Genomic DNA, 17,889 nt, shown 5'->3' on the forward strand with positions numbered 1-17,889 from the left:
CTGCGTCCTCATTTCAGCTTGCATTTGCTCTCCGGGCGATCGTAGCCGAGCGTGTCGAGCTCGGAGACCTGGTGCAGGAATCCTTCCTGCGGCGACACCGACACCACCATGCGGCCGTCGACCAGCAGGATCGGCTGGCGCAGCTGCAGATTCCAGTCGCGCAAGGTCAGCCGCGTGCCCTTGAAGGCGGCGACCGAGAAGTCCGGGCCCTCGATGAAGTCGGTGACCTTCCTGACGTCGCCGGAATTGGTGCGCGAGGTGGCTTCCCCGATCATGCGCACCGCGGTCCAGGCCTGCATGTCGAGCGCGGTCATGCGCCGCGAATTCAGCTTGATGAAGCGGTTCTGCATCTGGATCGCGCCCCACTGGTCCTGCGATGCGTCCCAGCTGCGCGGCACGAGGCCGGCTGAGCCCGCGACCGGCCGCGGATCCCAGGTGCGATAGGGCAGGTACGCGCCGAACACCTCGCTCTCGTCGGCGGCGACCAGCACGTCGTAGGCGGGCGCCTGCTGCGTGAACACCGGCATCTGCCGCTGGATCTGCGTGACGCCCGAGTCGGTGCGCCGCGCGCCGCCCTTGTCTTCAAATGTGCGCTCCTGCACGATCTTGGCACCGAACCGCGCCGCGGTGCGCCGGAGCGCATCGGCGAACAGCTTGTCCTCGTCATGCGAGCCGACCACCAGCAGCCAGCGCGACCACTTCTTCCACACCAGATATTGGCCGAGCGCATCCGCCAGCATCGCGCGCGTCGGGGCGGTGTGGATGACATTGGCGCGACAATCGGCCTCGCGCAGCCGCTCGTCGATTGCGCCGGCGTTGAACAGCAGCGTGCCGCGGTCGCGCAGGGCGTCGGCGACCTTCAAGAGCGCATCAGCCGGCAGGTCGGCGATGATGAAGCCGTTTTTCTCGGCGAGCGCGGTTGCGGCCTGCGCCGCGTCCTCGCCTTCCCTGATGCGGCGCTCCTCCAGCGTAAACCGCTGGCCCGTGAATTTTCCGGTGGTGTTGTTGTCCTCGATGGCGAGGCGGGCACCGGCAACACCGTCATTCTCGGTGGGCTGCTCGACCAGCGACAGCGTCGATCTGGTGCCGGCGATTCCGAGATAGCCGACGCCGATCGTGACGGGGTCGGCCGCGAGCGCGCTCGTCGCGGCAAGACTCCAAGCGATCAGGCCGACCAACCATCGGATCATATTTCCTCCAGGCGTTCTCCCCGGCTTGACCACCGGTGGAGAATTGTTTCTGCTTCAAGCATGACCGATTTGTCAGGGCATGCAACCCCGCATTTCGTCCTTGCGCACGCGAGGGCAGGAATCACGATCATGCGAGCATTGTTGGCGATCGCAGCTTTGCTGGTGACGGGCTCGGCCGCGTTCGCCGACCCGCCGAAGCTCGCCGTGTTCGATTTCGAGCTGATCGACACCAGCCTTCCCGGCGAGTTCTACGGCTCCAGGCCCGAGCTGGCGCGGCTGGAGCGCATCAGCGAACAGTTGCGCAAGGAATTGGCAGAGTCGGGCCGGTTCCAGGTGCTCGACATCGCGCCGGTCAGGGACGCCGCCCGTCACGCCAATTTGCAGGCCTGCGGCGGCTGCGATCTCAAGCTCGCCAGCCAGCTTGGCGCCGAGCTCGAGATTACCGGCATGGTGCAGAAGGTCTCGAACCTGATCATCAATCTCAACATCTATCTGCGCGACGTGAAGACCGGCAACATGATCACCGCCGCCAGCGCCGACATGCGCGGCAACACGGATGAATCCTGGACGCGCACGATGAGCTACCTCATTCGCAACCGCCTGCTGGCGCCGAATTACGGCAAGCCGTGAGTTCTTCGCCTCTCCCCGCCTGCGGGGAGAGGCCGGAATTTGCGAGAGCAAATTCCGGGTGAGGGGGAGTCTCCGCGAGTTCAACTCTCAGCGCCTTTGCGGAAGCAGCCCCTCACCCCAACCCTCTCCCCGTAAGAACGGGGAGAGGGGGAAGAGAGAGTGCGATCACGCCGTCAATCTCGCCGCATGCCAGTGCAGATGATCGCTCATGAACGTCGAGATGAAATAATAGCTGTGGTCATATCCCGCCTGGCGCCGCAGCGTCAGCGGGATGTTGGCCTGGCTGCAGGCTGCGTCCAGCAGCTCCGGCTTGAGCTGCTCCTTCAGGAAATTGTCGGCATCGCCATAGTCGACCAGGAAACCGGAAAATTTCGCGCCGTCCTCGATCAACGCCACGGTGTCGTGGTTGCGCCAGGCATCCTTGTTCGGTCCGAGATAGCCGGTCAGGGCCTTGATGCCCCAGGGCACCTGCGAGGGCGCGACGATCGGCGAGAAGGCGCTGGCCGCGCGATAGCGGTGCGGGTTGCGCAGCGCCACCGTCAGCGCGCCGTGGCCGCCCATCGAGTGCCCCATCACCGATTGCCGCTTGGCATCGACCGGAAAATTCTCCGCCACCAGCTTGGGCAGCTCGTCGGTGACGTAGCTCCACATGCGGTAGTTGCGCGCGAACGGCTCCTGCGTTGCGTCGACATAGAAGCCGGCGCCGAGACCGAAATCATAGGCGTTGTTGGCATCGCCGGGCACGTCGGGCCCGCGTGGTGAAGTGTCGGGCGCGACGAAGATCAGGCCGAGCTCGGCGCAGGCCTTGCGGAATTCGCCCTTCTCGGTGACGTTGGCATGCGTGCAGGTGAGGCCAGAGAGGTACCAGACCACGGGCAGCCTGGCGCCGTCGGCATGCGGCGGAACATAGACCGAGAACACCATGTCGGTTCCGGTCGCCTGGCTGGCATGGCGATACACGCCCTGCACGCCGCCATAGGATTTATTGGTCGAGACAGTCTGGATCGTCATGCCTGAAAACTCCGTGGCATCTCACCACATCAAGATTGCAACGCTTGTGTGACCGAATTTGCGGCGGCGCGTGTCGTCAGGCGACGCCGCTGTCGATCGCCAGCCGGACCAGCTCGACCGAGGTCTTCACGCCGAGCTTCTGTCGCATGATCGAGGAGGTGTTAGCCACCGTCTTGTACGACGACTGCACCAGCCAGGCGATCTCCGACAGGCTCTTGCCGGCGCTCAGCAGCCGCAAGATTTCCATCTCGCGCGCGTTCAGCTTCGACAGCGGGCTTTGCGCCAGCGCCGGCCCCGCGAAGGCGATGCTGCGCGCAATCGCGGTCGGAAGGTAAGTGCCTCCGCCGCCGACGGCGCGGATCGCCTCGACGAGGTCGTCGGGGTCGCCGGTCTTGGAGACGTAGCCCTTGGCGCCGCATTCGATCGCGCGCGCGGCGAAGGCCGGGTCGTCGTTCATGCTGAACATGATGATGCGGGCCTCGGGCGCGCGCTCGAGGATGCGGCGGGCGAGCTCGAAGCCGGAGACGGTCGGCAGGTTGATGTCGATGATGCAGAGGTCGGGGCGCTCGACGATGAAGACGCATTCGCCGTCCTCGGCGTCGGCGGCCTCCAGAATCTCGATCTCGCCCTCGTCGGCCAGCACGGCACGGCAGCCGGAGGCGACAATGGGATGATCGTCGACGATCAGAATGCGCATAGGCGTTTCCCCGTAACAGCGCCGGCCTGTTATCGCGCCGCATGATACCGAACAGGAGCGCCGCTGCGTCTCATGTCGCCTCATGCAACCCGGTCGGGATTGCTGTACGCTTTCGATTAGATATCGGGCGCTTCGCCCCTGTCAACGTCATCGGCAGGTGCGGGCGTCCTTCGCGGGGTACGGACACAACCAATGTGGCAGAATCTATCCTTGCGCGCGCGCATCAACCTGTTGCTGGCGCTGCTGCTGGCGCTGGGGCTCGCGGTCAATATCGGCCGCCAGGTCGCCGAGGCCGGCCCGCGCGTGCAGGCCGAGGACCAGAGCGTGATCCGCCTTGCGCGCGAATTCATCGAGATGATCGTTGCCGATCTCAACGAGGCGCCCGATCCGGATGCGCGGCTGAACCAGATCGCCCGCGATCTCAGCCGGCTGCGCCATGTCAGCATCGCGCTTCACGGTTCCGGCGGGAACCCGCTGACGCCGCCGCGGCCCGATGCCGACGACGACACGCGCGCCCCGCCGGCCTGGTTCGTCAGCCTGGTGCATCCCGAGCAGACCGCGGTGAGCGTGCCGGTGTCGATCCATGGCAGGCCGGGCTCGCTCCGAATCACCTCGCATCCCGATGACGAGATCGCCGAGATCTGGGACGGCATCGTGACCCAGCTCGAGGTCGGCTCGGTGATCGCGCTCGCGCTGTTTTTCTTGATGATGAATGTGGTCGGCCGGGCGCTGACGCCGTTGCAGTCGCTGGCGGAGGTGATGGGGAAGCTCGAGGGCGGACATTATGAGGCGCGCGTCGCGCCGGGCGGCGCGCCCGAGCTTGCCGCCATCTGCACCAGGCTCAATCATCTTGCGGCGACGCTCAGCGAGGCGGTCGAGGACAAGCGGCGCCTCGCCGAGCGCGCGGTGTCGCTGCAGGACGTGGAGCGCAAGGAGATCGCGCGCGAATTGCACGACGAGTTCGGGCCGTATCTGTTCTCGCTGCGCGCCCATGCCAGCGCGCTGGCAAAGCTCGCGGACGGGAAGGCGCCGAGCGCAGAGGCGGTGCGCAAGCACGGCAGCGCCCTGCTGGAGCAGATCAACGCACTCCAGCAATTCACGCGCCGCGTGCTGGAGCGCTTAAGACCCGTGGGGCTCGCCGAGTTCGGCCTCGGCCAGGCGCTGGAATCGCTGTCGCGGCTGTGGCGGGAGTCGCATCCCGACGTCACCATCGAAACCACGATCTCTCCCCGGCTGGGGGCGACCGGCGAGACCGCGGACCTCACCATCTACCGCGTGGTGCAGGAGGCGCTGACCAACGTGTTTCGCCACGCCGGTGCGACCGCAGTCAATGTCGTCATCGAGCCCGCGGACCAGCCGACGCGCGACGGCCGCCTCTGCGCCCGGGTGCGCGTCAGCGACAATGGCCGCGGCATGGAGCCGGGCCAGAAGCTCGGCTTCGGCCTCGTCGGCATGCGCGAGCGGATCCTGGCGCTGGGCGGCACGCTCAACGTCGTGTCCGGCGACGGCGGCCTGACCGTCGAGGCGCTGGTGCCGACGGCGGCGGCCTGATGGCGTCTGGAGCATGATCCCGAAAAGTGTGAAGCGGTTTTCCGAAAAGATCATGCTCAAACAGGACGATCGGGAAAAATTCCCGATTTGGTCGGGAAGACGGGTGCGGATATTGCCCGACCTTTTGTGGCTGGCGCGTGAGCTGCTGCTGATTACACTCGTCTGCACCAAACGGCGAAGATCGGAACAGCCGGGGGTTACGGGTGGGAAGGCTGGGATGGGCAAGCGTCTTTGGAGCAAGCGTCGTGTGTTGATGGCTTCGGTCTCGACGGGGCTGCTGTCAGGGCTGGTCTTTGCGAGCCCTGCCCGGGCCGCGCAGAACGAGGAAACCAACGTCCAGAACCTGCCGCCGGTCGAGGTGACGGCACCGTCGCAATCGACTGCGAGGCGCACGACGCCAACGCGGCCGGTCGCGCGCGCGGGGGCCTCGTCGTCGAACCGCCCCAAGCCGCGCATCTACGTCTACCCGACCTCGCCTGGCACCGGCCGGGGTCTCGACGTCGACAAGGTCGCCTCGGCCATCAACGCGGTCGATGCCAATCAGATCAGGCGGACCGGCTCGCTCAACGTCACCGACGCGCTGCGCGACAACATCGCCGGCGTCAACATCGCTGAAGTCACCGGCAATCCGTTTCAGCCGAATGTCGAATTCCGCGGCTTCGTCGCCTCGCCCGTCACGGGCACGCCGCAGAGTCTTGCCGTGTACCAGAACGGCGTCCGCATCAACGAAGCCTTCTCGGACGCCGTCAACTGGGACCTGATCCCGACCGCCGCGATCAGGTCGGTGACACTCGTCACCAACAACCCCGCCTTCGGCCTCAATGCGCTCGGCGGCGCGATCAATCTGCAGATGAAGGACGGCTTCACCTATCAGGGCGCCGAGCTCGATCTGATGGGCGGCTCGTTCGGCCGCGTCCAGGGCTCGGCGCAATGGGGCAAGACCGTCGACAAGAACTACGGCGTCTATGCCGCGCTCGAAGGCCTGCGTGACGATGGTTTCCGCAATTTCTCCCAATCGACCGTGCGGCGCTTCTACGGCGATGTCGGCTACAAGGAAGGCGACAGCGAATTCCACGTCAACATGGGCCTCGCCAAGAACGATTTCGGCGCCAGCGCCACCGTTCCGGCCGAGCTGCTCGACAAATATTGGGGCGCGACCTACACGACGCCGCAGACCACGAGCAACCGCGTCGGCTATCTCAATTTCACCGGAAAGGTCGATGCGACGCCGACGTGGACGCTGGAGGGTACCGCGCATCTGCGCAGATACGAGCAGAAGCTGGTCGACGGCAATCCGACCGACGTGCAGGAATGCGCCGTTGCCGGGCTGTTGTGCTTCGGCAACGATACGACGCCGGCGAACGGCATCAACGGCGTCCAGCTTGCCAATCCTTTTCCAACGGGGACCATTCTCGGCGAGATCGATCGCAGCTCGATAGGCTCGACCAGCTTCGGCGTGTCAGGGCAGGCCACCAACACCGATCAGCTGTTCGGGCACGACAACCGCTTCGTCATGGGCACCAGCTACGACGCCAGTGTCACGCGCTACACCGCGACCGCTGAGATCGGCACGATCGGAGAAAATTACGTCGTCACCGGCAGCGGCATCTTCCTTGGGCCGACCGGCGTACCCGCCCCCGTCGCAGGTCCCGTCTCGCTGCGGACCGTCAATCAATATAACGGCCTCTACGCGATGGACACGTTCAACGTCACGGATGCCTTCGCCATCACCGGTGGTGGCCGCTTCAACGTGGCGCGCATCACGCTGGAGGATCAGCTCGGCACCAGTCTCAACGGCGATCACACCTTCACGCGCTTCAATCCGGTGATCGGCGGCACCTACAAGATCACGCCGGAGCTGACGGCCTATGCCGGTTATTCCGAGGCCAACCGCGTGCCGACGCCGCTCGAGCTCGGCTGCGCTGACCCGACCAGGCCCTGCCTGCTCGCGGCGTTTCTGGTTTCGGACCCGCCGCTGAAGCAGGTGGTGTCCAAGACCGTGGAGGCCGGCTTCCGCGGCACCAGGGAGCTGAACATCGGCTCCCTTGGATGGAAGGTCGGTGCGTTCCGCGCCACCAACTATGACGACATCGTCGCCGTTCCCGCAGTGGGGCGCACCGGTTTCGGCTATTTCACCAATGTCGGCAGAACGCGGCGTCAGGGGCTCGAGGCCGAAGTCAACATCAAATCATCAACGCTTCAGTTCCAGGCGAGCTATGCGTTCGTCGACGCACGCTATCTCGATGCTTTCGAGCTCGGCTCCGAAAGCCCGTTCAGGGATCCCGTGACCGAGACGATCCAGGTCCTGCCCGGCGACCAGATTCCCGCGATTCCCCGCCACCGGGTCAAGGTCGGTATCGACTACAACGTCACCGACGTCTGGAAAGTCGGCGGCAATGCACTGTTCGTCTCGAGCCAGTATTTCGTCGGCGACGAGTCCAACCAGTATTCGAAGTTGCCGTCCTACACCGTGTTCAATCTCCACACCTCCTATCAGGTGACGAAGAACGTCCAGCTCTACGGCCGCGTCGACAACATCTTCGACAGGCGCTACGCCACCTACGGACAGTTCTTCGACCGCGAAGCCGTGCCGAATTTCACCAATGGCGGCGCCGAATTCACCGACCCGCGCTCGCTCAGCCCGGCACGGCCGCGCGCGTTCTATGCGGGAATGCGGGTGACGTTCTAGGTACGTCGAGGTCCGGCTGTCTGCGTCATGGGCGGAGAGGGGGGTAGAGCAGACATTGCTCCGCACCGTCATGCGCAGACAGCTTGCGTAAAATATCCTGCCTCCGGCATCATGGGCCCGGAGGCTTGCTTTTGTCGTGTCATTGAAAAACCCGGACGCCGTCGCCGCTATCGTTGCGGCGCTCCGACACGTTTACGGTGACGAGGTTGCGCGCCTCATGCTCGTCGAGGGCATGAGCCTCGCCAACCTGATCGATGCGATGTTTTCCTCACCCTTGACGCACCGCGAAGCGATCAGGGCCATCACCGACGGATTGGACGACTTCGTCATTTCGCCGGACCTCGGCCGCATGTGGCACCTCAGGTACATCTATGCCGATGAGCCCGGCTCTTTGCATGTCGTGGACATGGAGATCGCCACGCCGAGCGGTACGCTGGTGAGCAAGGACGTCTGGCTTCGCCTGTCGTCTTAGAGAGGCGGCGACCACTCACTCTTCGCTGCGGCGGCGCCTCCCGCGATGGGATGTGAGCCCAGCCACGTTCTACTTCAGGCCGATTGACTCAATGTTCATGATTTGTTCTTATGCTGCAAGTCCAGCCAAGGAGCGAGCCATGGACAACCGCATCAATGAAATCCGTAAGATCATCAGGGCGTTACGTATCAGCATGCGTGAGGCCGAGGCCATCATGCATGAGCAAATCAACCGGGACGAAGACTGCACCTTCGTGGCCGAGGAGGTCATGAAGATGCGCACCGTGATGAGCGGGCTCGTCCAGGAGCGGGCTGCTCTCGGGGACACCGACCCGATCGTCGTCGCCAGCCTCTTCGTTCCCCGCCGACGGCCGACGGCACCGCGCATCGGCGTCGAGAAGCGCCGCCTCGTTCCGCCAAGCCTTGTACCGCCAGGAGAGGTGGCGCGGGCATGAAGGGAGAGAGGCCGACCTACTTCTCCGACATGCGGGAGCCACCTGAGTTCTTGAAGGCTCTCGAGCACGCGCGGCGCCTGTCCTGCCTCGAAGGCTGGTGCCGCATGCATGTCGAGGCCATCCAGGTCGCGATCGATCAATATGCGGAAGCAGCTCTCGGCAATCGGGAGTTCTTCCTCAACAAGCCGCACAGCATCGGCGAGAGTCGCAGGAGCGGCGAGGTGCCGTGAAGTCGAGTGGGGGCGGCACCTAACTCCCCCGTTCGGCGAATTGCTGTCGGTGCATTGGCCCGACGCCGTGTCACCGTTGATCTATGTCAAGGCCATCAGTTCATTGATGCCGGCCCCATGCTTGGGCGTGCTCGAGGTGGCTCCCGTCACTCATCGGTTCGCACGTGCCATGGGGAGGACCATCATGCATCGCAGCAAGAACCGTTCGATCAAGTCCCCGGCAGTTGCAGGCTTCGCCGCCAGCGCTTTGTTGGGATTGGCAAGCCTCACGCTTAGTCCGACCCCGGCTGGGGCGGTGGTCTATTGTCAGTACATCGATTATCCGCCGAGCTGCGTCGCCAGGGCCGGCGTCGTGCTCCGGCCGCGTCCCGTCGCTCGCGCTGCAGTCCGCGCCGGCACGGCGAGCTCAACCAATTGGAACGGCGGCGTCAATCGCGTCGGCGTGCGGCGGTAAGAACCGCTCCTGAGGTGGCGAACCGGCGTCGCGGAATGCGACGCGCGGGCCCGTATCATTTGGCGTGCCATCGGTCTTTACCGATCGGAAACCATGTCAAATGATCCGAAAACTTTAACGAAACTACTCGGCGGTCTCTGCGTCAGTTCGGCGGAGGGGTCGTCCGATGACAGAGCACCAGTTGAGAGAGCGGCAATTCCAGATCGCGCGTTACCGGCGCCTGGAGCGGGAAGTCACCGATCCGCTTGCGGCGGGTCTGCTTCACAGCATCATCGAGGAGCTTGAAGCGGAGCTGCGCAGGGACGCCCCGGATTGTCACGGGCCGCGTGATTAACGCTTTCTTAGCGCCGATCATGCGGATTATCCGCGGGGAACTACCAGGGGAGACTGCTCCCATGCTGAAGGACGGTACCTACGCGGCGTGGTACAAGACGCCAATCGATCAGGGCACCGGGATCGTCCATGTTGCAGACGGCCGGATCTGGGGCCGCGACAGCCTGATGACCTATCACGGCTCCTGCAAGGTGGACGGAGATCGCTTCACCGCAACCGTGTTGACCAGGCGCCATACCGATGGACGCGCGACGGTGTTCGGCGTGGAGGATGAGCTCACGCTGGAGATCGAGGGGACGTGCCCCGGCAAGATCGCGACTTACACGGCGACGGCGGGACAGGCGCCGGGAATCGTCCTCCAGGGGACGCTTATCTTGACGGAACAGCCACCGCCGGCACCTGAACAAACCGGGCTACCGGCGTTCAATCCCGGCAAGCTTCCAAAGCTGCCGAAGCGCCCGCGCTGACCGCAGTGCTCCATGTCTCCGAGGCGAAGCTACGCCAGCAATCCGTCGAGATCGGAATAGATGACGTCGGCCGTGCGCTGATAGTGCTGCTGAAGCAGACGCACGGCCTGCTCGCTGTCCCTGGCGAGAACCGCCTGAAGGATGTCGCTGTGCTCCGCACCGACCTTGCGCGCCGGATAGGCCTTCGCAATCGACATCATGCGATACCGATAGAGCCGGTCGGCGAGCTGCTCGCAGAAGCCGAGCAGCGGCCGTGAGCCGCAAAGACCGATCAGCGTCGCGTGGAAGGCGCGGTGCACCTTCTCCCAATCCGGATTGTCCACGAATGTGTCGGGCTTGAGCGAGCGCGGCGTACGATCGAGCCGGTGATGCGCAACCAGCAGCGCCTCTTCCCAGGTCTGGGTCGCTTTCTGCATGGACTCGCGAAGCGCCAGACCCTCGACCCAGCACCGCGTCTTGGTCAGCTCCTGGAGCTCCTCCTTGCTGACCTCCTTCACATAGAAGCCGCGCTGCTCCATGCCGACGACGAACCCTTCGGTGGTCAGGCGATTGAGCGCCTCGCGCAACGGGGTCTGTCCGACATTGTACTGCTCCATCAGGAAGCGCGACTGGAGCTTGCGACCGGGCTCGAGCCGCGTCGTCAGGATGTCGGCCTTGAGGCGCGCGTAGATCGTGGTCGCCAGCGTTGCCGGTTGGTCGATCCTCGGGCTTGGCAGGTCAGTGCTCATGTCAGTGCTCATGGGCATCCATCAGAATCTCCAGCATTTATGTACATTAGCAGGGCTTCCGCATATTATTTATAAATTTTTGCTTTACGTGTAATTTTGTACATATTAATAGGGTGGCGTTCGCATCCCCCGATAAGGAGACCCGATGTCCGACTTTCCGGTGATGGCCCTGCGCAGCGTCGAGATCACGACGCCGCAGCTTGCCGGCTCGGTCGAGTTCTACAGCAAGGTCTGGGGCCTCGACGTCGCGGCGGAAGCGGGCGGCACGGTGTACCTTGCCGCGACGGGCAGCGACTTCCACGTCCTCGAGCTCACGCCGGGGGAGGCGACATCACTCCGCAAGATCAGCTTCCGCGCCCGCTCGCAGGAGGATCTGCACCGCCTGTTCGCGCGTGCGCGGCAAGCCGGCTGTGAGGTGATCAGCTCACCGGCACCGTCGCCTGCGCCGTCAGGCGGGACAAGTTTCGTGGTTCGCGAAGCGCAGGGATGCGTCATCGAGTTCGTTCATGGCGATCGCACCAAGCCGGCGCGCGTGATCGCCGATCGCCCCGAGCGGCTGGCGCATGTCAACATCAACAGCGCCGACATCGAAAAGCTCTCCGCATTCTACCAGGACACCTTGGGATTCCGGCTGTCGGATCGGTCCAAGCTGATGGCGTTCCTGTGCTGCAACAGCGATCACCACGCGATCGTGCTTGCGGAGGCTTCTCGCAACGGCCTTAACCACGTGGCCTTCCTCATGCCTGATCTCGAGTCCGTCATGCGCGGCTCCGGCCGCATGGTGGACCACGGTTATCCGATCGGATGGGGCGTCGGCCGTCACGGACCGGGCGACAACGTGTTCGCCTATTTCGTCGATCCGGCCGGTAGCGTGATCGAATACACAGCCGAGGTCTTGCAGATCGACGACAGCTACGTCGCGAAGGGGCCGAGCGATTGGGTCTGGCCTCCGGGACGAACCGATCAGTGGGGCATCGCCCCGCCAAAGTCGGAGGCCTGTAAGACGGCGCAGCTCGCCATTCCCTTTACGACGGCGCGCGCATGACGGGTACGGCTGGCGCCATCGACTATGACGTGCTCGTCGTTGGCTTCGGGCCGACCGGCGCCGTTGCCGCAGGCCAGCTCGGCCGCCTCGGTCATCGCACGCTGGTCATCGACCGGCTCACTGATGTCTACGACAAGCCGCGTGCAATCGCGCTCGATCACGAGATTTTCCGTCACTTCGACAATATGGGCCTCGCCGATGCGATCTCGCCCTATATCGAGCCCTTCACCGCATCGGAGCATTTTGGCGTCGACGGCCAGTTGATCCGGCGCATCGACATGGTCGCAAAACCTTATCCGCTCGGCTACACGCCGAGCATGGTGTTCAGCCAGCCCGCGGTCGAGGCCGAGCTGCGCCGCCACGCGACCGGATTCTCCACTGTGCGGGCAGAGCTCGGCGTCGAGCTGCTCGATCTCGTTCAAGCGCCCGATCGCGTCGAGGCACGTCTGAAGGACAGGGATGGACGGCACCGTTCCGTGACGGCGCGCTATGTGCTCGGCTGCGATGGCGCATCGAGCACCGTGCGTCAGATCGCAGGTATTGCGCTCGAGGACCTCATCTTCGATGAACCCTGGCTGGTGGTCGACGTCCGCGTGAACGAAGACGCGCTTGCGCGCGTGCCGCAATGCTCCGCGCAATTCTGCAATCCGTCGCGTCCCGTGAGCTTCCTCATCGGCCCGAAGAACCATCGCCGCTGGGAGATCATGCTGCTGCCGGGTGAAGACGCGCGGCAGATGGAGCGGCCCGACAATGTCTGGAAGCTGCTCGCGCCCTGGCTCACGCCAAATGACGGGGAATTGTGGCGGGCGGCCTCCTATCGCTTCCACGCCCTCGTTGCCGCCGATTGGCGCAACGGCAGGATCCTGATCGCCGGCGATGCCGCGCATCAGCAGCCTCCCTTCATCGGCCAGGGCATGTGCCAGGGCCTGCGTGACGCCACGAACCTCGTCTGGAAGCTGGATCGTGTGCTCAAGGGCGTTTCCTCCGACAGTCTGCTCGATAGCTACACAATTGAACGCAAGCAGCACGTCATCGAGCTGACCGGCAAGATCAAGACGATCGGCGAGTCGATCTGCGAGCGCGATCCGGCAGCCGCCCGGCGGCGCGATGCGCAGATCCTGGCGGATGGCGGCGGCAAGCCGCTGCTCCTGACGCGGCAGGAAATCATCCCGCCGCTCCGCGCCGGATGTCTGGCGCATCACGAGACGCCGGCGCGCGGCACTCTGTTTCCGCAGCCGCGCATTCCACGCGGCGCAACGACGGGCCTGCTGGACGAAGTGACCGGTCCCGGCTGGCGGCTGTTCATCGACGGCCGCAGCAATGACGCTGTTTCCATGCTTTCCCTCTGCGCCGCGTGCGCCGACATATCTGTCACCGCAATCGCGCCTGCCGGCGCTGGTCGTCCGAATGTGCTCGAAGAGACCGAGGGCGTGCTGGCGAGCTGGTTCGATCGCCACGGTGTCGTCGCCGCGATCGTGCGGCCCGATCATTACGTCTTCGGCACCGCGCGCAATGCCACCGAGCTCGGCGATCTCTTAGCCGAGATCGACATGCGTCTTCGAGACGTCCCGTCCGGGCCAGACAATATTCCCGATCTGAAAATGGAGAGAACGCCGTGAAACTGAGCACCGTAGCAATCGACGGCCGCACCACCTGGGGCATTATCGAAGGCGAGACCTTCTTCGATGTCGGCGCCGTGCTGGCGTCGCGCTATGCCGATCTGAAAGCGGCCATAGGCTCTGGGCTATCAGGTGTTGCGGAGGCAAGAGCTGCCGCCGCTGCGGTTCCGATCTCGAAAGTCGTCTGGCTGCCGGTCATCCCGAACCCGGACAAGATCCTGTGCGTGGGCCTGAATTACGAGACCCACCGCAAGGAAACCGGCCGCGCCGAGGTCGATCACCCCACCATCTTCTCGCGCTATGCCAACAGCCAGACCGGACACTTGCAGCCGATCGTGCGGCCGCGCGTCTCGACCGATCTCGATTTCGAAGGCGAACTTGCGGTCATCATCGGCAAGGCCGGCCGCTACATCTCCCGCGCGGATGCCATGGACCATGTCGTGGGCTATTCCTGCTACAATGACGGCAGCATCCGCGATTTCCAGCGTCACACGCATCAGTTCACGCCGGGAAAGAATTTTCCGGACACCGGCGCATTCGGGCCCTGGATGATGACGCCTGACGAGCTCGGTCCGCTCGGCGAGCTCAAGCTCCAGACCCGCCTCAACGGGCAGGTCATGCAGGAAGCGCGGATCAAGCAGATGATCTTCGATATCCCGCGCCAGATCGAATACTGCTCCACGTTTACGCGGCTCGAGCCCGGCGACGTCATCGTCAGCGGGACGCCGGGGGGCGTCGGTGCACGGCGCGAGCCGCCACTCTGGATGAAGCCCGGCGACGTCGTTGAGATCGAGGTCGAACGCTTCGGCGTGCTCAGGAATGTCGTCGCAGACGAAACCTGATCGGACGGCCGCAGCCGGCGACGGCTGCGAACGAACAAAAAAAGCTCGCAAAGCGGCATCTTCCTGGAGGAACACCATGGTCGGACTATCACGTCGTCTGCTGCTCGCCGGCGCTGCGCTTTGCTTCTGTCTTCCGGCCTTCGCGCAGTCGTGGCCGCAGAGGCCTGTGACCGTCGTCGTGCCGCAGCCGGCGGGCAATAGCCCCGACGTGATGTGTCGCCTCATCACCGAGAAACTCTCCCGGACGTTCGGGCAGCAGTTCATCGTCGAGAATCGTCCGGGGGCCGCAAACCTCGTCGGCACGCAGGCGGTCGCCCGTGCGGCTCCGGACGGCTACACGTTCCTGTTCGCCACGTCTGCCGCGCTCGTCACCAACCCCTACACATTCAAGAAGCTCCCCTATGATCCCGTGAAAGACTTCGTGCCGGTCGCGATGGTGGCCAAGAGCAACCACGTCCTTCTCGTCAATCCCGAGGTGAAGGCCAAGTCGCTGCCGGAACTGATCAAGCTGGAAAAATCGGCGCCGGGTTCGTTGAGCCTCGCCGTCGACGGTGCGCGCAACCTTTCGGGTCTGATCGCTCAAGCGATCAACAAGAACGCCGGAACCAGCTTCGTCCTCATCCCCTACAACACGACCACGAATGCGGTGCAGGACGCCATCTCGGGTCGCATCCAGGTGACGATCCAGGCGGCATCGATCGCCGAGGCCTTCATCAAGGCGGGTACGCTTCGACCGGTTGCCGTTGCCGGAGCCAAGCGGATCGACTCCCTGCCGGACGTTCCCGCGATCGCGGAGACGCTGCAAAGCGTCGATCTCCAGGGCTGGTTCATGTTCATGGCGCCGGTTGGCACGCCCGCCGACATCGTCGAAAAACTGAGTGCCGAGATTGCACGCGCGCTGGAATCGTCCGATGTGCGCGAGCGCGCGCCCACCCTCGGCTTCGATGTCCATGTCGGCGATGCCGTGACGACGGCAGGCGCAAAGCGCTTCCTCGACGAGCAGCTCGCCTCGTCCGGCAAGATCATCCAGGGGCTCGGCATCGAGCCTGAATAGCGGCCTATTGCAATCAGATCAGTGACGCGTGGTTCTTGAGGAAGCTCGCCAAAACCGTGACGAGCTCGTGCGCGTGGCAAGCGCGCGACGTGGACTCCCGCATTTAGTGGCCCGCCACTCTGTCCAGAAATGCCAGCAGGGATGGCGCCACGTTGTCGAGTTCGACGAAGCGGCGGCGAATCTCATCGGCGATATCCGCGGTGACATCACGCGACCACCCCTCTGTTGGATTGAAGGCAATGATGCGGACGGGACGTTCGTATTGCCCTTCGACCAGATGCCGCACCAGCGTGGCACGATTTGCGTCCTCTTCGGCAGTCTCACACCAGGCGCACCCCAGCCGGCCGCCGAAGTCCTCGAGCACAAGATAGACATCATGGCTGACCGGTGCATGCGGCACGATAGAGGGTGAGCGACTCATGGGTCCTCGCCGGTTCAGAGTTGGCTTTGCTTGGTGCTGACAACTCTGAGCCTTTGCGGTGAGAAAGCCACGGATAAAAAGGGTTAGTGGCCAACGCCGCGCATTGCGCTGCAATGGATCAGGTCATGCAGGTTTGCGCGGCGCTCTGCGACAGCGGAGTCCCGATCATCGCCTAAGGTCCTTCCGCCAGACCTGCGAGCGCCATCGCTGCCCTGAGTTCATGCACCGTCGCTGTTCCCGCGCCGGCGGTCCGGAACGCGAGAGGGGCCGGATTCAGCGGAAGCCGCGTCACGTTGGCCGGGCCGCGCGGCGGCTCGAACATCATCGCCCGGCTTGCGCCGAATGGAATCCGATCGAGCTGCCGAATGGCGCTGCGCATCTGGCGCAATCCCGCATTCAGCGGCATGGCAAGGGGGCGCTGATCGGACCAGATGCCGAGCGCGCGAGCTGCATCCGGCAACCCGACTCCGGTCTGCCATGGATGTCCGATGGGTTGCGCCGTATCCTTCAGAATTTGAAAGAGACGTTCGACCCGGTGGGCATCCTTGGCGATGAAGCTGCCCTTGAAGTCGCCGTGATCGGCGAGGATCAACGCCGCAAGCGCGGCAACGTGAGCCGCTGCGAGCGAGGTGCCGTCGCAGACGGCGTAGCCGTCCGGCGACTGGCAGGTCATAATCGCGACGCCGGGCGCGCACAGGTCGAGTTCGGACCCGCGGCAGGAAAACGGCGGTACGAACAACCCGCCTGCCGCCGCAGTCGCGGCTGCGGCCTGTGCCGCCTGCGGACTGTCGTCCGGGAAGCTTCCCATCCGTCCGATCGCGCCGACGGCCATGACATGCGGCGAGCAGGCCGGAAACAATACGCCCTGTCCCGAGTTGCCGGCGGCGGCAATGATGCTGACGCCCTGCTGCTTGGCCATGGCCATGTGCTGCTCGACCAGTGCGGAGCCGCGCTCGCAACCGACCCCGACGCAGGCCACGTCGATGCCGTTTTGCAGGCAATCATCGAGCGCTGCGATCAGGTCGCTGCAACGGGCATCGAGGGGAAGCTTGTAAACATGCAGTTCGCTCTCCGGGGCGTAGCCGCGGATGCCGTGATCTGCCCGCGCAGCCGCATTGATGATGCCTGCGCAAGGCGTGCCGTGGCCGGTGATGTCCTTCGACCATGAGCGATCCTCGCCACTTCGGGCATCGATACCGTGCTTGATGCCTGCCAATTGCCTGTGGCTGGTCGCCACGCCGCTATCGATGAGCGCGATCTTGATGTCGGCTCCACGGCAGTGGTCGGGAATCTGATCGAAGCGCATCGCCTCGCCGCCCCAATCCAGTCGGTCAGGTAGCGGCAACGGTCTCAGGGTGAGGGTGTTCACCGCATTGGCCTCGATATTGGGCTGCTGTTGCCACAAGCCCCAATGGCCGGAGCACGCGTTGACGAAAATGGCGGCGATTGTCTCCGGCACTTCGTCCCGCAGCGTCAGATCGACGTTGCCGTCACGGTCCGTCTGCCCTTGAGTTGACGCCTGCTCGCCGATGAGCCGCACATTTGCCTGTTCCACAGGCGCGCCTGTCTCGCTGACGATCCGGATCGTCACCTTCAAGTCCGGCCCCAGTGCTGTCATTGTCGCGGCCGCCGGGATGAAAGCAGCGCCCGGGCCGGCAAAGGACGCAGCTCGCAGATGGCTGTCCGGCTCGATGATCAAGCTGCCGGCCGTGGAGCGGCGCAACGCGGCCGCGGCTTCGTCAGGCATGCGCACGATCGCAATGGGCGGGCCACTGACGCCGCGCTGGTCATGGGTCCACAGGATGTTGCCGAGCTGGCTCAGTTGTTCGGCCAGTGTCTGTGCGCTGATGCCGGGACCCGCTGGCGCGATCATGTATTGGGTGTTGCGCACGGGTTTGCTTCGATTGCCGTTCGAGGTCGGTCGCGCATCATCTGGACTTGCTGCCATGGCGTCGCCTCCGTTGATTTAGAGCGTTTTTGAGCGAAGTGGATAACCGGTTCG

19 protein-coding genes are annotated in these 17,889 nt (G+C 64.3%); 12 read left to right on the forward strand and 7 right to left on the reverse strand.

What is annotated here, in order from left to right; all coding sequences use genetic code 11:
• Positions 1-8: 8 nt before the first annotated feature.
• Entirely contained in the window at positions 9-1,190 is a 1,182-nt protein-coding gene (locus tag GGD63_RS12495) for an ABC transporter substrate-binding protein (RefSeq protein WP_183242225.1), read from the reverse strand.
• Between the two features lie 60 nt (positions 1,191-1,250).
• On the opposite strand from GGD63_RS12495, the gene GGD63_RS12500 reads away from it, so the two are divergent.
• Positions 1,251-1,820, forward strand: coding sequence for a DUF3280 domain-containing protein (locus tag GGD63_RS12500; RefSeq protein ID WP_183242227.1), 570 nt, complete (start codon positions 1,251-1,253; stop codon positions 1,818-1,820).
• A gap of 165 nt (positions 1,821-1,985) precedes the next feature.
• Here the strand turns inward: GGD63_RS12500 and fghA are convergent, their stop codons facing one another.
• Positions 1,986-2,831 (reverse strand): S-formylglutathione hydrolase, encoded by an 846-nt coding sequence (fghA, locus tag GGD63_RS12505; protein WP_183242229.1) that lies wholly within the window; start codon positions 2,829-2,831, stop codon positions 1,986-1,988.
• 76 nt (positions 2,832-2,907) lie between these two features.
• A complete protein-coding gene (locus GGD63_RS12510; protein ID WP_008562541.1) occupies positions 2,908-3,528 on the reverse strand; it encodes a response regulator transcription factor in 621 nt (206 codons plus the stop codon).
• A 192-nt stretch (positions 3,529-3,720) separates the two neighbouring features.
• Between GGD63_RS12510 and GGD63_RS12515 the strand changes: the two genes are divergently transcribed.
• The 6 genes from GGD63_RS12515 (at position 3,721) to GGD63_RS12540 (ending at position 9,378) form a co-directional block, all read left to right on the forward strand.
• A complete protein-coding gene (locus GGD63_RS12515) occupies positions 3,721-5,079 on the forward strand; it encodes a histidine kinase (protein WP_183242231.1) in 1,359 nt (452 codons plus the stop codon).
• A 217-nt stretch (positions 5,080-5,296) separates the two neighbouring features.
• Positions 5,297-7,768: a TonB-dependent receptor gene (locus tag GGD63_RS12520; RefSeq protein ID WP_183242233.1), complete on the forward strand. Its 2,472-nt coding sequence runs from the start codon at positions 5,297-5,299 to the stop codon at positions 7,766-7,768.
• Between the two features lie 136 nt (positions 7,769-7,904).
• Entirely contained in the window at positions 7,905-8,240 is a 336-nt protein-coding gene (locus GGD63_RS12525) for a hypothetical protein (RefSeq protein WP_183242235.1), read from the forward strand.
• A 139-nt stretch (positions 8,241-8,379) separates the two neighbouring features.
• On the forward strand, positions 8,380-8,694 hold the full coding sequence (locus GGD63_RS12530) for a hypothetical protein (RefSeq protein ID WP_183242237.1): 315 nt from the start codon (positions 8,380-8,382) through the stop codon (positions 8,692-8,694).
• Positions 8,691-8,924: a hypothetical protein gene (locus GGD63_RS12535; RefSeq protein WP_183242239.1), complete on the forward strand. Its 234-nt coding sequence runs from the start codon at positions 8,691-8,693 to the stop codon at positions 8,922-8,924. The genes GGD63_RS12530 and GGD63_RS12535 overlap by 4 nt, the downstream gene beginning before the upstream one ends.
• 184 nt (positions 8,925-9,108) lie before the next feature.
• Positions 9,109-9,378: a hypothetical protein gene (locus tag GGD63_RS12540; RefSeq protein ID WP_183242241.1), complete on the forward strand. Its 270-nt coding sequence runs from the start codon at positions 9,109-9,111 to the stop codon at positions 9,376-9,378.
• Between the two features lie 142 nt (positions 9,379-9,520).
• On the opposite strand, the gene GGD63_RS12545 is transcribed toward GGD63_RS12540, so the two are convergent.
• Positions 9,521-9,733, reverse strand: a complete 213-nt coding sequence (locus tag GGD63_RS12545) for a hypothetical protein (protein WP_183242243.1) — start codon at positions 9,731-9,733, stop codon at positions 9,521-9,523.
• Positions 9,734-9,773: 40 nt separating this feature from the next.
• Between GGD63_RS12545 and GGD63_RS12550 the strand changes: the two genes are divergently transcribed.
• Entirely contained in the window at positions 9,774-10,178 is a 405-nt protein-coding gene (locus tag GGD63_RS12550) for a hypothetical protein (RefSeq protein ID WP_183242245.1), read from the forward strand.
• A 29-nt stretch (positions 10,179-10,207) separates the two neighbouring features.
• On the opposite strand, the gene GGD63_RS12555 is transcribed toward GGD63_RS12550, so the two are convergent.
• The gene (locus tag GGD63_RS12555; protein ID WP_183242247.1) at positions 10,208-10,906 is read right to left on the reverse strand and encodes a GntR family transcriptional regulator; all 699 of its coding nucleotides are present in this window, start codon (positions 10,904-10,906) and stop codon (positions 10,208-10,210) included.
• 145 nt (positions 10,907-11,051) lie between these two features.
• Between GGD63_RS12555 and GGD63_RS12560 the strand changes: the two genes are divergently transcribed.
• The 4 genes from GGD63_RS12560 (at position 11,052) to GGD63_RS12575 (ending at position 15,466) form a co-directional block, all read left to right on the forward strand.
• Complete coding sequence (locus GGD63_RS12560; protein WP_183242249.1) at positions 11,052-11,951, forward strand: VOC family protein; 900 nt, start codon at positions 11,052-11,054, stop codon at positions 11,949-11,951.
• The gene (locus GGD63_RS12565) at positions 11,948-13,570 is read left to right on the forward strand and encodes a bifunctional 3-(3-hydroxy-phenyl)propionate/3-hydroxycinnamic acid hydroxylase (protein ID WP_183242251.1); all 1,623 of its coding nucleotides are present in this window, start codon (positions 11,948-11,950) and stop codon (positions 13,568-13,570) included. Before GGD63_RS12560 ends, GGD63_RS12565 begins: the two co-directional genes overlap by 4 nt.
• Entirely contained in the window at positions 13,567-14,412 is an 846-nt protein-coding gene (locus GGD63_RS12570; protein ID WP_183242253.1) for a fumarylacetoacetate hydrolase family protein, read from the forward strand. Before GGD63_RS12565 ends, GGD63_RS12570 begins: the two co-directional genes overlap by 4 nt.
• Positions 14,413-14,488: 76 nt before the next feature.
• Entirely contained in the window at positions 14,489-15,466 is a 978-nt protein-coding gene (locus GGD63_RS12575) for a tripartite tricarboxylate transporter substrate binding protein (RefSeq protein ID WP_183242255.1), read from the forward strand.
• Between the two features lie 103 nt (positions 15,467-15,569).
• Here the strand turns inward: GGD63_RS12575 and GGD63_RS12580 are convergent, their stop codons facing one another.
• Both GGD63_RS12580 and GGD63_RS12585 read right to left on the reverse strand, forming a co-directional pair.
• Positions 15,570-15,887 carry a hypothetical protein gene (locus GGD63_RS12580; protein ID WP_183242257.1) on the reverse strand — a complete coding sequence of 106 codons (318 nt, stop codon included), beginning with the start codon at positions 15,885-15,887 and terminating at the stop codon, positions 15,570-15,572.
• A gap of 172 nt (positions 15,888-16,059) precedes the next feature.
• Positions 16,060-17,835 carry a S8 family serine peptidase gene (locus GGD63_RS12585; RefSeq protein ID WP_183242259.1) on the reverse strand — a complete coding sequence of 592 codons (1,776 nt, stop codon included), beginning with the start codon at positions 17,833-17,835 and terminating at the stop codon, positions 16,060-16,062.
• Positions 17,836-17,889 lie beyond the last annotated feature (54 nt).

It is taken from the genome of Bradyrhizobium sp. cir1, assembly GCF_014198245.1.
Classification (GTDB): domain Bacteria; phylum Pseudomonadota; class Alphaproteobacteria; order Rhizobiales; family Xanthobacteraceae; genus Bradyrhizobium.

Coding starts and splice junctions, on each gene's coding strand:
- GGD63_RS12495 (WP_183242225.1), bottom strand. CDS start 1,190: ATGATCCGATGGTTGGTCGGCCTGATCGCTTGGAGTCTTGCCGCGACG.
- fghA (WP_183242229.1), bottom strand. CDS start 2,831: ATGACGATCCAGACTGTCTCGACCAATAAATCCTATGGCGGCGTGCAG.
- GGD63_RS12500 (WP_183242227.1), top strand. CDS start 1,251: ATGACCGATTTGTCAGGGCATGCAACCCCGCATTTCGTCCTTGCGCAC.
- GGD63_RS12545 (WP_183242243.1), bottom strand. CDS start 9,733: ATGATCGGCGCTAAGAAAGCGTTAATCACGCGGCCCGTGACAATCCGG.
- GGD63_RS12515 (WP_183242231.1), top strand. CDS start 3,721: ATGTGGCAGAATCTATCCTTGCGCGCGCGCATCAACCTGTTGCTGGCG.
- GGD63_RS12575 (WP_183242255.1), top strand. CDS start 14,489: ATGGTCGGACTATCACGTCGTCTGCTGCTCGCCGGCGCTGCGCTTTGC.
- GGD63_RS12540 (WP_183242241.1), top strand. CDS start 9,109: ATGCATCGCAGCAAGAACCGTTCGATCAAGTCCCCGGCAGTTGCAGGC.
- GGD63_RS12565 (WP_183242251.1), top strand. CDS start 11,948: ATGACGGGTACGGCTGGCGCCATCGACTATGACGTGCTCGTCGTTGGC.
- GGD63_RS12585 (WP_183242259.1), bottom strand. CDS start 17,835: ATGGCAGCAAGTCCAGATGATGCGCGACCGACCTCGAACGGCAATCGA.
- GGD63_RS12520 (WP_183242233.1), top strand. CDS start 5,297: ATGGGCAAGCGTCTTTGGAGCAAGCGTCGTGTGTTGATGGCTTCGGTC.
- GGD63_RS12580 (WP_183242257.1), bottom strand. CDS start 15,887: ATGAGTCGCTCACCCTCTATCGTGCCGCATGCACCGGTCAGCCATGAT.
- GGD63_RS12550 (WP_183242245.1), top strand. CDS start 9,774: ATGCTGAAGGACGGTACCTACGCGGCGTGGTACAAGACGCCAATCGAT.
- GGD63_RS12535 (WP_183242239.1), top strand. CDS start 8,691: ATGAAGGGAGAGAGGCCGACCTACTTCTCCGACATGCGGGAGCCACCT.
- GGD63_RS12555 (WP_183242247.1), bottom strand. CDS start 10,906: ATGAGCACTGACCTGCCAAGCCCGAGGATCGACCAACCGGCAACGCTG.
- GGD63_RS12510 (WP_008562541.1), bottom strand. CDS start 3,528: ATGCGCATTCTGATCGTCGACGATCATCCCATTGTCGCCTCCGGCTGC.
- GGD63_RS12530 (WP_183242237.1), top strand. CDS start 8,380: ATGGACAACCGCATCAATGAAATCCGTAAGATCATCAGGGCGTTACGT.
- GGD63_RS12560 (WP_183242249.1), top strand. CDS start 11,052: ATGTCCGACTTTCCGGTGATGGCCCTGCGCAGCGTCGAGATCACGACG.